Origin of the sequence: Bacillus sp. ABP14 (genome assembly GCF_001831375.1) — a bacterium.
Taxonomy (GTDB): domain Bacteria; phylum Bacillota; class Bacilli; order Bacillales; family Bacillaceae_G; genus Bacillus_A; species Bacillus_A paranthracis.
The window spans coordinates 1,976,693-1,993,758 of sequence record NZ_CP017016.1; the positions used below are offsets into that span (position 1 = coordinate 1,976,693).

Consider the following 17,066-nt stretch of genomic DNA (forward strand, 5'->3'; position numbering starts at 1 on the left):
AAATATGAAACAAAGTCTACAAACTGCTTTTTCTTGTTCTTCATTCCTTCTCTCCTACCCGGAACTCGGGTGGAGAGAAGCTTTAGCTGAATTGCAAGAAGAGATTGAAGCGATTGAACAGGAAGAAGTTAAAACTTCACTTACAGCATTTATAAAACAAGCACTGGATAAAACGAACGATCAACTTATTGATAGTTACGTATATACATTTGATTTCGGTAAGAAGACAAATATGTATTTAACGTATATGAACACCGGTGAACAAAGGGAAAGAGGTATTGAATTACTAGAGTTAAAACAGCATTATAAAAAATCTGGTTTTGAAGTAACAGATAAAGAACTACCTGATTATTTACCGCTATTACTAGAGTTTTTTGCAAATGCAAATGAGCAAGACAGTGAACCAATTATGAGTAAATACAAAGAGAACATCCAAGCATTACACGTTCAGTTAAAAGAAGCTGATAGTATGTATGAACCAATTCTTGCGGCTGTTCTACTCGCTATTGATACATGGGGTGTACAGACAAATTAGAAAGGAGAGTTGTCAAAATGATGGATCAATTTCTATGGGTGTTGTTTCCCTATATCATTTTTGCAATCTTTATCGGTGGACATATTTTTAGATACAACTATGATCAATTTGGTTGGACATCAAAATCTAGTGAACTATTAGAAAAGAAAATGCTCCGAATCGGAAGTCTATTATTCCACTTTGGGATTATGTTCGTAATTGGCGGTCATGTTATGGGAATTTTAATTCCAGAAGCTGTATACCGTTCAATAGGTATTTCTGAGCATACGTATCACGTAATGGCAATTAGTTTCGGACTTCCGGCAGGTGTTGCTTCTATCATCGGTTTAATTATATTAACGTACCGCCGCGTAACAGTAAAACGTATCATTGCAACGAGTACGAAGGGGGATTATATTGCGCTTATTTTATTACTGATCGTAATGCTAGCAGGACTTTCTTCAACGTTTTTAAATATCGACTCAAAAGGATTTGATTATCGTACAACGATTGCTCCTTGGTTCCGAAGTCTCTTTATTTTCCAACCGAAAGTTGATTATATGACGGAAGTACCTGTATGGTTTAAAATTCATATTCTTGCGGGAATGGGGCTTTTCGCAGTATGGCCATTTACTAGACTTGTACATGTATTTAGTGCCCCAATTAAATATATAAGCCGTAGCTATGTAATTTACAGAAGACGTATTCCAAATGAATTGAAAAAATAATTTAGTTTCATATGTTTCGTAATTTATAAAGAAAGCCGAGATCTAATTGGAGACCTCGGCTTTCTTTATAAGTATAAGTACCTAAATAAGACGCTAATCAATACTACAAACAGACGCAGAGCAATCTTCACAAGCAATTTCACATTTTAAAAATTGTAAATCGTGAATGGTAATCTTTCCTTTATGAATAGAAATTGTACCTTGCTTTTTTAATTCATTTAACATTCGATTTACGCTTTCACGTGAAGTTGCACAGAAATTAGCTAGTTCTTGATTCGTTAACGGTAAATCGATGAGAATGCCATTTTCTTTTAATACACCGTAACTATTTGTCATTCGAATGAGAGTAGAATACAGGGCACCTTTTTTGCCGTGTAACACTAAATCTCGGAACTTCGTTTGCATTCTTCTTAAATGTTCACTAATCCATTTCATAAATTCAAATACAAGAGCGGGTTTTTGGAGTAATGCTTTTTCTAACGCTTCACGCTTTATTACACCTACTTCAACATCTTCAAGACATTTTGAGTTTAATAAATATTTTGCATTATCCGTGAACAATGTTAATTCTCCAATAATGTCATATTCCGAACAAATTCGAAGTGTTAATTCTTGTCCGTCAGCACTAAGTTTACTAATTTGTACTTTTCCTGAATGGATAATATAGAGTTCGGTTGCCTCCATACCTTCTTGAAAAATAAAACTACCTTTTTTTATCTGCATTTTATATTCAACAGATGCAAGTAATTCCTTTAAATCTTGAGATAATTTCATACTGTTTGTCACAGCAATCACCTTTCTTCTTATAAGCAATACATTTCCTATTTTGAGTGTAAGTATGCTGAAAATGCAAGAGCTATTTCAAAATTGATGTAAAATTTCAATGACCGTAAGGAGTAGGGACTGAAGATGTGAACAAAATGCGAACGGATTTGTGAAGAATTTTTGAATGGGGAAAGGAATGTGAGAAAAGTCACATTGAATATGTCGCTTCTTTTTTATAATGAAGGCAAATAAAAAAACGAAAGCTTACTAAGCGTTGCAGCAGAAAAGAAGGGATATAGATGCACGAGAAAATGAAAGATTCTTTAGAACGGCCACTTCAAGATTTACGTATTTCAGTTATTGATCGTTGTAATTTTAGGTGCACATACTGTATGCCTGCTGAAGTGTTCGGAGCAGATTACGCTTTTTTACAGGAAGAGTTTTTATTATCTTTTGATGAAATAGAGAGACTAGCTAGGTTATTTATAAGTATGGGAGTTGAAAAAATTAGGCTTACTGGCGGTGAACCGTTATTGCGTAAAGACTTATCTCAGTTAATCGCAAGGCTTACAAAACTAGAAGGCTTAAAAGACATTGGGCTCACAACAAACGGAATTCATTTAGCAAAACAAGCTAAGACGCTAAAAGAAGCAGGATTAAAACGTGTAAATATTAGTTTAGATGCGATAGAGGATCACGTCTTCCAAACAATTAACGGAAGAAATGTAAGTACAAAACCTGTACTGAAAGGAATAGAAGCAGCAAAGGCTATTGGATTAGAAGTAAAGGTAAATATGGTTGTAAAAAAAGGAATGAATGATAGTCAAATTCTTCATATGGCTCGTTATTTTAAAGAACGAGAAATTCAGCTTCGTTTCATTGAGTTTATGGATGTGGGCAGTACGAACGGATGGAATTTTGAACAAGTGATTACGAAGGAACAATTAATAGAGAAGATTAATCGCGTATATCCGATTGAACCTGTTACGCCTCGTTATTTTGGAGAAGTTGCGAAATTGTATCGATATGTAGGGAGCGATGCAGAAGTTGGATTTATTACTTCAGTATCTGAGTCATTTTGTTCTTCTTGTACGAGAGCTCGTATTTCGGCAGACGGTAAGTTTTTTACGTGTCTATTTGGAACGAAAGGAACGGATTTGCGAACGCTTCTTAGAGAAAATATTTCGGATGCCTCACTACTAAAAATTCTCCAACATACATGGCGATATAGAACAGATCGATATTCAGATGAAAGAACGGCGGAAAGTACAAATAAACGTCAAAAAGTTGAAATGTCTTACATTGGTGGATAGCGAAAGGAGGATTCCTTATGCAAGAGCGATATTCAAGGCAAGTGTTGTTTTCTAGAATTGGTGAAATGGGACAAAGGAAAATAAGAAAGAAACATGTGCTCTTAATTGGTGCAGGTGCACTAGGGGCTGCGAATGCAGAAGCACTCGCTAGGATGGGAATTGGGAAATTGACAATTGCCGATCGTGACTATGTCGAATGGAGTAATTTACAGCGGCAACAGTTATATACAGAAGAAGATGCAAAGCAATGCAAACCAAAAGCAATTGCAGCAGCAGGACATGTAAGAAAGATTAATTCTGAAGTGGAAATTGTACCAGTTGTAATGGATGTCACAATGCAAGAAATAGAAGAGTTAACAAAAGAAGTGGATCTCATTATAGATGCCACTGACAACTTCGATACGCGCCTACTTATAAATGATATTTCACAAAAAGAAAATATACCTTGGATATACGGTGGATGCGTTGGAAGTTACGGTGTAACGTATACAATTCTGCCAGGAAAAACACCATGTTTTCGCTGTTTGATGGATCATCCTATGGGCGGTGCCACATGCGATACAGCCGGAATCATTCAGCCAACTGTACAGATGGTTGTTACGCATCAAGTTACAGAGGCGATGAAAATATTGGTGGATGATTATGAGTCGCTAAGAGGAACGATGTTATCATTTGATATTTGGAACAATCAATATCTCTCGTTAAAAGTAAATAGACAGAAGAAAAATACATGTCCATCGTGTGGAAATACTCGTACGTATCCAAGTTTAACATTTGAATCACAGGTGAAAACGGAGGTGCTATGCGGACGGAATACAGTTCAAATCCGTCCAGGAATAAAGAGAGTTCTAAATTTAAACGAAATCCAAAAAAGATTACAAAAAATTGTACATGTCCAAAAAACGCCGTACTTACTATCATTTCTAATTGATGAATATCGTTTTGTTTTATTTACAGACGGTAGGGCATTTATTCATGGGACAAATGATGTGAAAATAGCAAAACGATTATACGCAAAATATATAGGATGAACAGAGAGCGTTTCTCCTTATTAAAACGAGGTGAAAAAGAATGTTAGATAAACGTATACCAATTCCAGTAGCAGAAGCGGTTGAGCGTGTAATGAAATATGCCTACCAAGGTGAAATAGAAAAGGTTTCTCTTATAAAAAGCTACGGTAGAACGCTTGGAGAAGATGTTATTGCAGATCATGATGTTCCGCATTTTGATCGCTCTCCGTACGACGGATTTGCGATTCGAGCGGAAGACACAAAAGAAGCTAGTAACAGTAATCCCATTCAGTTTGAAGTGATTGGCGAAATTGGAGCAGGTTTTGTTTTTACAGAAGGAGTGGAACCATTTCAAGCTGTCCGTATTATGACAGGTGCGGCAATTCCTGCGGGGTGTAATGCAGTAGCCATGTTGGAGCTAACGGAAGAATTTGAAGAAAACGAAAAGACTTATATGAAATTGAAACGCTCCTTTGTTGCTGGGGATAACATTTCTTTTAAAGGAGAAGATGTAAAACAAAATAGCATTCTGGTGAAAAAAGGGACTGTTATTAATCCTGGAGTAGCAGCACTTCTTGCTACGTTTGGTTATAGTTCCGTACACGTTGTAAAACAGCCGGTTATTGGAATTGTAACGACGGGTAGCGAACTGCTTGAAGTACATGAAAAATTAAAGCCAGGGAAGATTCGAAATAGTAACTCCTATATGATAGCTGCTCAAATTGAACGAGCAGGCGGAGTTGTACAGTATTATGGACAATTCGCTGACAATTTTGAGGCGTGTTATAACACTGTGAAAAAAGCGATAAAAGAAGTCGATATTTTAATTACAACTGGTGGCGTTTCGGTAGGAGACTATGACTATTTACCTGCTATTTATGAGAGATTACAAGCTAATGTACTTTTCAATAAAATTGCGATGCGACCAGGAAGTGTGACAACTGTAGCTGAGTTAGAGGGAAAACTATTATTTGGTTTATCTGGTAATCCTTCTGCTTGTTATGTCGGTTGTGAATTATATGTTAGGCCAGTCATTCGAACATACTTGCATAGAAAAGATTCGCACGTATTTCGTGCAGAGGCAATTTTACAAAAAGACTTTCCGAAAGCAAATCCGTTTACTCGATTTGTAAGAGGGAGAGTAGAAATTGTAGATGGTCAATTGCAAGTTACACCAGTTGGTTTAGATAAATCTAGCGCAATTTCTTCACTTGCAGAAGCGAATGCATTTATTGTTTTGCCAGGGGGAACGAGAGGATTTAAAGCTGGAATTACTGTTTCGGTACTGTTATTAGAATCAACCAGCGGAAGTGAATGGCCATGGAAAGAATCGCTTCGTTCATACAAATAATAGAAAAATAGGTTGCTAATTTATACAAAGATAAGAGGTGCGAAATGCCACATACGTATTATGAAGTAATTGATACACCTATTTCAATTGAAGAAGTTACAAACAAAGTAATTCGTCGTGAGTGTGGTGCGGTTACTACTTTTATTGGTACTGTTAGAGAATTTACGAAAGGTCGACGTACGCTTTATTTAGAGTATGTAGCTTATATAACAATGGCGGAAAAACAGCTTGAGAGAATTGGCACTGAAGTAGGAGAGAAGTGGCCGGGGACATATGTCGCTATTACACATCGCATTGGTACATTACAAATTTCAGATCTTGCTGTTGTCGTTGCTGTTTCTACACCACACCGGAAAGCGGCCTATGAGGCGAATGAATATATTATGGAGCGTATAAAACAAATTGTTCCAATTTGGAAGAAAGAGTTTTGGGAAGATGGTGAGTCATGGATAGGTGATCAGTTAGAGCGGGTAACATATGCAAATGGTGAGCCTAGAAAGGAGATGAGAATATGATTGAAGTGCTATTATTTGCACATTTACAGGAAGAAGTAAGTAAGTCGTCATTACACATAGATTGTGAAAATATTACAGTTGCGAAGCTGAAGGAAGTACTCATTAAGAAATACAACGTATTGATTTCAAGTGAGATCATGGTCGCTATAAATGAAGAGTATGCAAATGAGAATGACATCATTCAAACTGGCGATGTCGTAGCAATGATTCCGCCAGTAAGTGGTGGTTGATTCTTTTCATCCTAATCATGTAAGAACGTGATTAGGATGGAGGGAATGAATATAACTACGTATACATAGGAGGGAACAGGATGAAAAGTCCTAATTTTCAATTAAGTTTACAAACTTCTAATCTAATTATCGGTTTTATGGTATGGGTTATTTTATCATCATTAATGCCCTATATTAAAGTGGATATCCCATTAACTGCGGGACAAATTTCTATGGTAACAGCAGTACCCGTTATTTTAGGTTCAGTTCTTCGCATTCCAATTGGCTATTGGACAAATCGTTTCGGAGCAAGAAAATTATTCTTTATTAGTTTTATTCTATTATTATTTCCTGTTTTTTATATTAGTGTTGCCAATTCTATGATGGATTTAATTATTGGTGGATTATTTGTAGGAATCGGTGGTGCTGTATTCTCTGTAGGAGTAACTTCTTTACCAAAATACTTTCCAAAAGAGAGTCACGGTTTTGTAAATGGTATTTACGGTGTCGGTAACGCTGGAACAGCAATTACTTCATTTTTAGCGCCTGTTATCGCAACTTCAGTTGGCTGGAGAACGACAGTACAATGTTATTTAGTTTTACTTGCAGCGTTTGCACTTATGAACTTTTTATTAGGCGATCGTAAGGAGAAAAAAGTGAATACACCATTAATGGAACAAATAAAAGGTGTATATAAAAATGAGAAACTTTGGTTTTTATGTATCTTTTACTTTTTAACTTTCGGATCATTCGTCGCATTTACAGTGTACTTACCAAACTTTTTAGTATCTCACTTCGGATTAGAAAAAGTGGATGCAGGTATGCGGACAGCTGGGTTTATTGTACTCGCAACAATTATGCGTCCGGTTGGCGGATGGCTCGGTGACAAATTTAATCCATTTAAAATATTAATCTTTGTATTTATCGGTTTAACACTTTCAGGTATTATTTTATCATTTATGCCTAGTATGAATGTGTATACATTTGGTTGCTTATTAGTTGCATTTTGCGCGGGGATTGGTAATGGTACAATCTTCAAACTCGTTCCAATGTACTTCTCTGAACAAGCTGGTATTGTAAACGGACTCGTTTCAGCTTTAGGCGGACTAGGAGGGTTCTTCCCGCCCCTAATTTTAACATTACTATTCCAACTAACAGGTCATTATGCAATAGGATTTATGGCGTTATCAGAAGTCGCACTTGCTTGTTTAATTATTACAGTATGGATGTATAGTCAAGAAAAGCTGTTAGTGATGTTAAAGAATCATTAATAAAGAAAAAGAACCATCCTAAAGTAATCTAGGATGGTTCTTTTAGTAATAGACTTCGACATGTTTTATTGCTATCTTTTTTAGGGCCAGATTTTTTGGTAAGGCTAATAGATATTGTGAAAAAGTACACTTAAAATAAAGAATACAGTTTAGGTCGATAAGATAAAATTATGAATTTGTATAAATAATCCATAATTTTCTTTATGAGTCATGTTTGATATGTTAAAGAAAAGAGAGGGGAGGGAAATGAAATGAGAATTTTTGATGCACATTTTCATATTATTGATTTTAATTTTCCGATCATTGAGAACCAAGGATATTTTCCACCCAACTTTGTTGTAGAAGATTATCAGAATGAAACTCCTAATTTGAATGTAATTGGTGGAGCGATCGTATCTGGTTCTTTCCAAGGGTTTGATCAAGACTATTTATTAAAGGCACTAAAACAGTTGGGTTCAACATTTTGTGGCGTAACACAATTACCTTTTACAGTGACGGATGAAGAAATACTAAATTTAAATGAAAATGGGATAAAAGCATTACGATTTAATATTAAAAGAGGTGGTTCAGAAGATTTATCGAAGCTGGATTACTTTGCTAGAAGAGTTCATGATTTAGTAGGATGGCATAGTGAGCTTTATATGGATGCAAAAGAGTTACCCGAAATTGCATCCACTATAGAAAAATTACCAGCTATATCAATTGACCATTTAGGGTTATCAGAAGAAGGTTTACCACATTTATTAAAACTAGTTGATAAAGGGGTACATGTGAAAGCTACTGGTTTTGGTCGTGTCGAATTAGATGTTGAGAATGCCTTAAAGTCGATTTATGAAGTTAACCCAGATGCACTTATGTTTGGAACAGATTTACCATCTACAAGAGCGAAAAGACCTTTTGAGTATGGAGATATCAAATTGATTCACCAGCTATTTGATGAACAAGCTACCGATAACATCTTGTATACGAATGCTTTTAAATGGTATTTTGGGTAGCATCAGGGTCTACATTTGAATTAAATGTGTCCATATTTAGTAAAGCGTTTAATCCAACTAAAATATATGTAGAATGAGGTTTTAAATGTTTATTTTCATTATATTAGACGTAATAGTGCCAATATTAATATTGATGCTAATTGGTGCAATCTTACAAAGGAAGTTCCAATTTAACTTAAAGCAGCTATCTACACTTATTAATTATTGCTTGATGCCAGCGGCTGTATTTGTGAATATATATGATATTAGTATAGAAACAGGTTTGTTGCTCCAGATCATGTACTATTTAATGTTTTATAGTCTGAGTCTAATGCTAGTAAGTCATTTTATTTCAAAAACATTAAAGTTAGAAAAAGGAGAAAGTGCAGCTCTAAAAAATAGCATTTCGTTAATGAATTCCGGTAATTATGGATTACCAGTAAGTCAATTGATTTTCAGTCACAATCCAGTGGGGGTTTCCATTCAGATTTTCATTGTGATTTTCCAAAACCTTTTAACTTATTCATATGGGATTTATAACTTACTATCAGCAACAAAAACAATCGGAGGTATTATTCAATCATTTATAAGACTGCCTGTATTTCATGCGCTCGTACTAGGGATTCTCTTTCAATCGTTTACAATTCAAATACCTAATTCTATCTTTCTACCTCTTAATCAGCTTGCGAATAGTTTTGTTGCCATAGCACTCATATTGCTAGGAGCACAATTAGCCAACATTAAGCTTAATTTTTTCCATAGAGTCATAACATGGTCTTTAATTGGAAGGTTACTGATGGGGCCATTATTAGCACTTTCCATGATCTACCTCTTAAACATTGATGGAATTGTTGCACAATCATTATTTATTGCAAGTTCTTTTCCTACTTCAAGAAATACATCAACTATTGCTATGGAGTATCAAATAGAGCCTGAACTACATGCACAAATCGTTTTATTTTCAACACTTTTCAGCATTATTACAGTAACTGTCGTTATTTATTTGTCATATATTTTGTTTTGAATATACGTTTAAAACCGAATGGATTTGAGGCGGTAAATGATGGATGGAAATCCCATTGATATGAGAGGAAAACAGTCTTTGATATATTAGGTGTCGTTTACAATTGTACTATGTCTGATAATCAAGTGGCTTAATTCAAAAAAGAAACCAAAATAAAAAGAACAAACGCTTCTAAAAAACGTTTGTCCAAAGGTAATTACTATTTTAGCTAAGAAATAGATTATAATTTGTGAGTACGAGAAAGCTTTTTTATAAGTTTAGGAAATATAGATGTTAGTTCCTGCTTCAAACGCTTCGTAAACGATGGATCTTTACCTGAAGTTGAAATCGTTACAACATATTCATTATTTCGTATGACACCAGGTGTGTGAAACGATGATTCTGTACCATCACTTACAACGTTAACCCACTGGAAATTGTGGGCAGCCTGTTTGACCATCATATTTACAGCATGTTGATTTGTAGCTGCATAAATAAGGTGAGCATCTTTAATATCATCATTAGTAAAGGTTTTTTGCTTCCAAGTAATATAAGGGAGTTCTTTCATTTCCTCGCAAATTTCTGGGCTAATAACGGTGACAAAAGCGCCTGTATTTTTTAATTCAGATGCTTTTCGATATGCGATTTTACCTCCACCAATAATAACGACCACTTTTTTATTTAAATTAAGCATAAGAGGGTACATGTTATACATACACACATTCCTCCATTCGTTCTAATAATGTTAACTTCATATATGTATCAAACTGAAGACAGTTACAAGTTGTAACGTGATTGTATTTTTTCGTATGCAACTTAATCTTTTGAAGCAACAGTCCGGTAAAGAGAAGATACGGCATGACATATACATGGGGGGCAGTCGATGTTATTGTCTTTAGCTCAGCAGTAAAAGAGGGCGTTCCTTTCGTTAAAAAGGAGCACGATACTGGTATACTGAGTTTTTGTTCGACAGCTACTCCAATTTGTTGTAACTCATGTATCGGCTGTGTATCACTACTGCCTCGTCCTACGAGTAAAATACTACTACCTTGTATTGGCATAGCTTCACGTATTCTTTTTACTACAAGTTCCACCATATGTGGATGCGTACTAAAGGGTGGTACAACTGAAAATGTGATTTGTGGATATTTCTTTTGTAGTTGCTCTATTTCAAAAGGAATATCACATTTATAGTGAGCTGCTGCAAATAATAAAACAGGTACAATCATGATTTCAGTTGCTCCCTCTAGTATCGTTTCTGTAACGGCATCCGAAATGGTAGGTGTTGTTAGTTCTAGAAAAGCTATTTTTTGAATCCTTTCGTTACGTTCTGTCATAACAGAATGAATAAAGTGAATGAATTGTTCATTACCTTCTTGCAAGCGACTCCCGTGTCCAACATATACAATTCCTTTCATCGTAGCACCAAATCTTTCTTCATAATTATGTCTTGTAATTGCTCATCTACATGATGAAATCCGACTTTATTCGCATAGTGTAAAGTTGGAATGTCGGTATATGAGAAGGGGAGAGAAAGAATATCGATAAAGCCAAGTCGCTTTATTTCTGATAAAAATGCATCAATTGAGGCACGCCCTTCAAACACAATGCTATCCCATGAGAATTCAGAAAGCATACGAGTATGGACTTCATCGAAGCGATGATCAATAGTATACGCATGAGTCATCATATAAGAACCGGCACCAATTTTTTCTTGTATAAAAGCAATTCGGTTAATATTTCGTCCTAAATAAACTGTTGTATTGGAAGAGAACTCTGCTTGTTTACTTAGTAGCCCATACTGCATAAGTTTTTCTTGAGTTGCAACGTTCATGTGTTGCAGCTCTGCCTGTAAGGAACGAATATCTTTTTGGTATTTACTACATGATTGCATCAAAATTTCTACACTTTCAGCTGAACAAAAAACAAGGCGATCAACGTTAAAAATTCCATTGATTTGTTCAAGGGTTAATGTATATTCTTCCTTTTTGAAAGTTGGAATTTGATATATTTCTGCACCAGCTTCTTGTAACCTTTGCTTCATTACACTTGTTTTATTTGTTGCGGATGTAAATAAAACTTTTTTACCATGTAATGGTTTACGTTCTTTCCAAGCGATTTGATCTCGTAAGGAAACGACATCACCAACAATTGTCATAGAAGGATTAGAAATATTTTCGTTTTTGACGATAGAGACAATGGTAGATAGTGTCCCTGTAACAACGCGCTGTTTACCAGTTGTACCCCATTCAATGACTGCTACTGGCGTAGCTTCTTTTTTTCCTGCTTGTCGTAAGTTTTCACAAATTGTAGGTAAGTTTTTTATACCCATGTAGTAGGCAATCGTATCGCTATTGTGAGATGAATTATATTTTCCATGATCGGTTAAAGGACCTTTTGCATGTCCAGTTAGTAAAGTAACGCTATTACTGTAGTTACGGTGGGTAAGGGGGATACCTGCATAGCTACTAGCGGCGATGCTAGATGTAATGCCTGGTACAATTTCATATGGAATATTTGCTGCTGCTAAAGTTTCTGCTTCTTCACCAACACGGCCAAAAATAGATGGATCTCCGCCTTTTAATCGGACAACAATTTTTCCCTCTTTTGCAAATTGAAGAAGGTGTGCGTTAATCATTTCTTGTCGCATAATATGATTCTTTGGCATTTTTCCGCAATACATAAGTTCACATGTTTCTTTTGTATAGCTAAGAAAGGTAGGGTTTAATAAACGGTCATATAAAACAATATCTGCACGCTTTAAACACTCTATCGCTTTCTTTGTAATAAGTCCTTCATCACCTGGTCCTGCACCAACTAAATATACATATCCGTTCATATAATTGCACCTCATCTAGTTTTATTTAAAAGGAAGCCAGGGGGAGGCTTCCTTTCGTAAATTACATGTATAAATAAATGTCACCATCAATAACTTCTACTTCGTATGTTTGAATACAGCCGTCATCAGGCTTTTGAACTTCACCTGTTAGTAATGAGATTTTCCAGTCATGCAGCGGACAAAAGACGAATTCGCCAGACACAATTCCTTCTGCTAACGGTCCGTTTTTATGAGGACAACGATTTTCTACAGCGCGAATATCTCCATTTGAAAGGCGGAATAGGGCGATAGACATACCTTTCATTTGTACTTCTTTACCGATTTGAATAGGAAGGTCTTCCGCACGCATAACTTTTATTTTTTCTTTCGTTTGTATCATATAGATCACAGCTCCTTATTTCACAGTTTCTACTTCATACATCGCTTTTAATGACTTCGTTTTTAGTGCTTGTCCCCATGCTTCCGTATATGTACTACGAGCTGTTTGGAAACGTTCATTTAATGTAGTAACCATACTTTCATCTTGAAGTATTTCCCTTATGTGATCGAAGCCTAAACGTTCTGTCCAGTAGGCAGTACGCTCTCCGTAAATACCAGTTTCACGATAATATTGCATGTAAGCTGTAGCGATACGAAGGACATCATCTTCAGTAGGGACAATCATTACAAAATCAGCTTCACGTACTTCTGTACCACCATTTCCGCCAATATAAAGTTGGTATCCATTTTCGACACATACAACGCCAAAATCTTTCGTCAGTACTTCCGCACAGTTACGTGGACAGCCCGTTACTCCCATCTTCATTTTATGAGGTGTATCTACCATTTCTAATGATTGTTCAAGTAACATACCAAGTCCTAATGAATCTTTCGTGCCGAAACGGCAGAAGCGAGAACCAACACATGATTTTACATTACGAAGCGATTTTGAATACGCATATCCCGAAGTCATATGTAAGTCAGCCCATACGTTAGGTAAATCTTGTTTCTTAACACCATATAATCCGATTCGGCTCGCGCCTGTAATTTTCACAAGAGGAACATCATATTTTTTCGCAACTTCAGCAATTTTCATTAAATCATCAGCTGTTGTAACGCCTCCGTACATACGTGGAATAACAGAGAATGTACCATCGTGCTGGATGTTACCGTTCATTCTTTCATTAACGAAACGGGACGATTTATCATCTTCATATTCTTCTGGAATCGCCATACGTAAATAGTAGTTTAAAGCAGGGCGACATTTTGAACAGCCGTCTTCATGCGCAAAACCAAGAACGTTTCGTACTTCTTTTGGAGATTTTAATCCTTTCTCATGAATGGCCGCTACGACTTCATCACGTGATAAAGGTGTACATCCGCACATACCAGCAGACTGCGCAGCAGCATCAAAAGCATCTCCGAGTGTATGAGATAAAACTTGTTCCACAAGCGGACGACATTTACCACAAGATCCTGCGGCTTTCGTGCATCCTTTTACTTCTTCAAAAGTAGTTAGCTCTTGTTCTAAAATAGCGTGAACGATTGTACCTTTCGTAACACCATTACATCCACAAATTGTGTCATCCGCACTCATTGTAGCAACATCAAGTTCACTTTCTTCACCAGCTTTGTGAAGAATGGACGCTGGTGTATATTCTTGTATATCTTCTTCTTTCTTTAACATGCTAAAGAGGCGTGTACCGTCAGCTGTGTCACCATATAAAACGATACCGACGACTTTATTATCACGAATTAATACTTTTTTATAGGAACGTTTACATTCATCAAATATTGAGATTGCTTTTGTCTGATCATCTTCATAAATTTGGCCAGCAGAGAATAAATCACAACCAGCAACTTTTAATTGCGTACCGACGATACTGCCCGTATATCCATCAGTTTGTAAATTTGTTATATGTTTTGCTAATATTGAGCCTTGTTCATAAAGAGGGGCAACAAGTCCATATGCAATACCATCATGTTCTGCACATTCGCCAACTGCATAAATGGACTCATCATTTGTTAGCATATAGTCATTGACTACAATGCCGCGATTGACAAGTAAACCAGCATCTCTTGCTATTTGCGTATTTGGTCGGATTCCGACAGCCATTACGATTAAATCACAATCTACAACTTCACCATCTTCAAATTGAATGCCCTCAACATGTTCTGTACCAAGAATCTTTACAGTTTTCTTTTCCATTAGAAACTTCATGCCTTGCGCTTCTAAATCTTCGCGCAATAGAGAAGCGGCTTTCGTATCTAGTTGTTGCTCCATTAAGCTAGGCATTAAATGAACAACATGTACGTCCATTCCTAAGTCAATAAGACCTCTCGCGGCTTCTAAACCAAGTAATCCACCACCAATGACAACGGCCCTTTTCTTTTCTTTAGCGGTATCCATCATAAATTGTGTATCTTCAATAGTTCGAAATCCTGTAACACCAGGAAGAGTGGAACCTTCAACAGGTAAAATAAAAGCACTAGAACCTGTTGCAATAATGAGCTTGTCATATGTAAGAGTACGATTTTTTTCAGTAATAATAATTTTTTCTTCTCGGTCAATACTTTGAACTCTTTCATTCGTATACAAAGTTATTTCGTTTTCTTCATACCAACTATATTCATTCATAATGATATCTTGCATATTTGTTTTACCTTGTAAAACATGAGAGAGCATAATGCGGTTGTAGTTTGGATGCGGTTCATCTCCTAAAATAGTAATCTCATATGAATCACTATCATGTTTTAATATTTCTTCCATACAACGTATGCCAGCCATACCATTTCCGATCATAACTAAACGTTTTTTCATTTTCGTTTCCCCTTTTTATGTGAAATGTTGAACAAAGGATTATATTTCTATTATAGAAAATCAAAAAAGGGGGAGATGTGATATTTATCACATTTTTATAATGATTCACAAATTGTTAAAATTCGGATTTGTGTGAGGAGGATGTGTATATTTTTTGTGAAATGAAAAAGCAGGACATCAGTATGTATACTCATGTCCTGCGCTTTATTTACGCTCTCGTAATGGCACGTGGAAATAAAATATTATTTTCTAAATGAATGTGCTCAAATAAATCAGACTCTAACGCTTCAAGGCGATTGTAAACAAGTCGATAAGTGCCGCAAGCTCCTTCTGGAGGAGTAAAGTCATGTGTAACTTTACGAAGCTCTTTAATAATGTTGCCAGCGTGGTTATGTTCATTTTCTAGTTCATCTACTACTTTACGTAACTTTGCATAGTTTTCATCAGTTGGATTTTTTTCAAATTCTAAAATTAATGGGAAATCTTCTGTTTCTTCTTTAATTAAATGCTGTTCTAATTCCATTTTAAGTTCATGAAATAGCTTATGAATTTTAGCTAAATGCGGCTGATTTGCTCCATGAACACGTAATACTTTCGTCACATAAGGACTTAACTGTGGTAACTCTTCATTTAAATAACGATGATGCTTATGAATTACATAATCAATCAATTCGCGATAAGAAGCATTTTTCCAATCAATTTCAGATTCATTTAATCGTCTCGTATTATGATAAAGCGTATTTAACTCTGTAATTACTTCATCCGCCGATAAATTTCTTTCATGAATTGCATCAATAAGTGGCTTATTACCACCACAACAAAAATCTATTCTATATGATTTAAAAAGATCACTAGCTTTCGGAAATTGTGTAACAATCTCACCAACAATTGAAGTTTCAGTAAATGTATGTTTCATATGAATGCCTCCATAAAGTTTAAATGTAATATCTAAATTAAGAATAGCGATAAATGAAAAACAATGTGGTGATTGAAATCACTTATTATGTGTCTGATTTGAGAATAATAGGATTATTCTTCGACAGAGGACATTATAGAAAAGATGGCGAAGAATTTTTTGAGTAGGAAGTATATCTTTTATAGGAGGTTTTTTATGGAATATGTTTATCATATGGTACCAGAAGAACTAAAAGGAGAATATTTAATCCCATTAAATGAATTGAGAAGGGTATATCCTAATTTATATGGAGAGTATATACAAAAATATAAAGATCATCCTCAAAGGGAACACTTATTAACACGTAAAATACCAAAACTAGAATGTTTATGGAATGATGTCGTGCATTTTTTACCACTGCATCCTTATGAGATTTATAAAGTATCATTGGAAATAGGAGTAAACATTCATACAAATAAATTGTTTTATAAAATTCCTATTAGCGCACTGAAGGGTCAGTGTATGGCAATATACAAGTACACAAAGCATAATTGGGGTGGACCAAATAGAGAATTAAAAGAATGCGAAATAGAAATCATCAACTTTAATGAATATAGAGAATTAAAGCAATTAAATACCTGCACCAAAGAATATTACAGGGAGGAATATGAAAAGGGTAGAAGATTTGGGATGTTTCATTTAATTCCACATGTTCTTGTCAAAGGGAAAGTGGAGGTGAAAAATATTGAAATCATTAATTGGAGTATTGCTCCAGTTAATGGTTAATAGTACAAGTATTTAAAAAATAAGATGCCATTTTGAATTGATATAGGGCTTAAAAGAATGGAAGAGTAATTAGATCTTATACGTAATAATAAA

Annotated in this window: 18 protein-coding genes; 11 read left to right on the forward strand and 7 right to left on the reverse strand. The window is 35.4% G+C overall.

All coding sequences use genetic code 11. The annotated features are described in order from the left end of the window. The first annotated feature begins 4 nt into the window (after nucleotides 1–4). Nucleotides 5–535, forward strand: a complete 531-nt coding sequence (gene narJ, locus BGI23_RS10355; RefSeq protein WP_000814213.1) for a nitrate reductase molybdenum cofactor assembly chaperone — start codon at nucleotides 5–7, stop codon at nucleotides 533–535. A 17-nt stretch (nucleotides 536–552) separates the two neighbouring features. Continuing rightward, nucleotides 553–1,242 (forward strand): respiratory nitrate reductase subunit gamma, encoded by a 690-nt coding sequence (gene narI, locus BGI23_RS10360; RefSeq protein ID WP_070805875.1) that lies wholly within the window; start codon nucleotides 553–555, stop codon nucleotides 1,240–1,242. A 93-nt stretch (nucleotides 1,243–1,335) separates the two neighbouring features. On the opposite strand, the gene BGI23_RS10365 is transcribed toward narI, so the two are convergent. Next, complete coding sequence (locus BGI23_RS10365) at nucleotides 1,336–2,028, reverse strand: Crp/Fnr family transcriptional regulator (protein WP_000185188.1); 693 nt, start codon at nucleotides 2,026–2,028, stop codon at nucleotides 1,336–1,338. A 278-nt stretch (nucleotides 2,029–2,306) separates the two neighbouring features. On the opposite strand from BGI23_RS10365, the gene moaA reads away from it, so the two are divergent. The 8 genes from moaA to BGI23_RS10405 all read left to right on the forward strand — a co-directional run bounded on the left by moaA (nucleotide 2,307) and on the right by BGI23_RS10405 (nucleotide 9,674). Beyond that, nucleotides 2,307–3,320, forward strand: a complete 1,014-nt coding sequence (gene moaA, locus BGI23_RS10370; RefSeq protein WP_070805876.1) for a GTP 3',8-cyclase MoaA — start codon at nucleotides 2,307–2,309, stop codon at nucleotides 3,318–3,320. 17 nt (nucleotides 3,321–3,337) lie between these two features. Continuing rightward, entirely contained in the window at nucleotides 3,338–4,351 is a 1,014-nt protein-coding gene (locus tag BGI23_RS10375) for a molybdopterin-synthase adenylyltransferase MoeB (RefSeq protein ID WP_001158158.1), read from the forward strand. 40 nt (nucleotides 4,352–4,391) lie between these two features. After that, complete coding sequence (locus BGI23_RS10380; protein ID WP_070805877.1) at nucleotides 4,392–5,681, forward strand: molybdopterin molybdotransferase MoeA; 1,290 nt, start codon at nucleotides 4,392–4,394, stop codon at nucleotides 5,679–5,681. Nucleotides 5,682–5,725: 44 nt separating this feature from the next. After that, complete coding sequence (moaE, locus tag BGI23_RS10385; protein ID WP_070805878.1) at nucleotides 5,726–6,196, forward strand: molybdopterin synthase catalytic subunit MoaE; 471 nt, start codon at nucleotides 5,726–5,728, stop codon at nucleotides 6,194–6,196. After that, complete coding sequence (gene moaD / locus BGI23_RS10390) at nucleotides 6,193–6,426, forward strand: molybdopterin converting factor subunit 1 (RefSeq protein WP_070805879.1); 234 nt, start codon at nucleotides 6,193–6,195, stop codon at nucleotides 6,424–6,426. Before moaE ends, moaD begins: the two co-directional genes overlap by 4 nt. Before the next feature lie 80 nt (nucleotides 6,427–6,506). Continuing rightward, entirely contained in the window at nucleotides 6,507–7,676 is a 1,170-nt protein-coding gene (gene narK / locus BGI23_RS10395; protein ID WP_000841852.1) for a nitrate transporter NarK, read from the forward strand. 251 nt (nucleotides 7,677–7,927) lie between these two features. Then, entirely contained in the window at nucleotides 7,928–8,671 is a 744-nt protein-coding gene (locus BGI23_RS10400; protein ID WP_001217840.1) for an amidohydrolase family protein, read from the forward strand. An 85-nt stretch (nucleotides 8,672–8,756) separates the two neighbouring features. Next, nucleotides 8,757–9,674: an AEC family transporter gene (locus BGI23_RS10405; RefSeq protein ID WP_000469521.1), complete on the forward strand. Its 918-nt coding sequence runs from the start codon at nucleotides 8,757–8,759 to the stop codon at nucleotides 9,672–9,674. A gap of 220 nt (nucleotides 9,675–9,894) precedes the next feature. Here BGI23_RS10405 and BGI23_RS10410 read toward each other — a convergent pair whose 3' ends face one another. From BGI23_RS10410 to ric, 6 genes are all read right to left on the reverse strand, one after another. Continuing rightward, nucleotides 9,895–10,368, reverse strand: a complete 474-nt coding sequence (locus tag BGI23_RS10410) for a precorrin-2 dehydrogenase (RefSeq protein WP_070805880.1) — start codon at nucleotides 10,366–10,368, stop codon at nucleotides 9,895–9,897. Next, entirely contained in the window at nucleotides 10,361–11,071 is a 711-nt protein-coding gene (locus tag BGI23_RS10415; RefSeq protein WP_070805881.1) for a sirohydrochlorin chelatase, read from the reverse strand. The genes BGI23_RS10410 and BGI23_RS10415 overlap by 8 nt, the downstream gene beginning before the upstream one ends. After that, nucleotides 11,068–12,492 (reverse strand): uroporphyrin-III C-methyltransferase, encoded by a 1,425-nt coding sequence (locus BGI23_RS10420; RefSeq protein ID WP_070805882.1) that lies wholly within the window; start codon nucleotides 12,490–12,492, stop codon nucleotides 11,068–11,070. Before BGI23_RS10420 ends, BGI23_RS10415 begins: the two co-directional genes overlap by 4 nt. A 61-nt stretch (nucleotides 12,493–12,553) precedes the next feature. Beyond that, nucleotides 12,554–12,871, reverse strand: a complete 318-nt coding sequence (nirD, locus tag BGI23_RS10425; RefSeq protein WP_000616693.1) for a nitrite reductase small subunit NirD — start codon at nucleotides 12,869–12,871, stop codon at nucleotides 12,554–12,556. Nucleotides 12,872–12,886: 15 nt separating this feature from the next. Further along, a complete protein-coding gene (nirB, locus tag BGI23_RS10430) occupies nucleotides 12,887–15,292 on the reverse strand; it encodes an NADPH-nitrite reductase large subunit (protein WP_070805883.1) in 2,406 nt (801 codons plus the stop codon). 208 nt (nucleotides 15,293–15,500) lie between these two features. Next, entirely contained in the window at nucleotides 15,501–16,208 is a 708-nt protein-coding gene (ric, locus tag BGI23_RS10435) for an iron-sulfur cluster repair di-iron protein (protein WP_070805884.1), read from the reverse strand. Between the two features lie 195 nt (nucleotides 16,209–16,403). On the opposite strand from ric, the gene BGI23_RS10440 reads away from it, so the two are divergent. Beyond that, nucleotides 16,404–16,973 (forward strand): group-specific protein, encoded by a 570-nt coding sequence (locus tag BGI23_RS10440; protein ID WP_070805885.1) that lies wholly within the window; start codon nucleotides 16,404–16,406, stop codon nucleotides 16,971–16,973. Nucleotides 16,974–17,066: the final 93 nt, after the last annotated feature.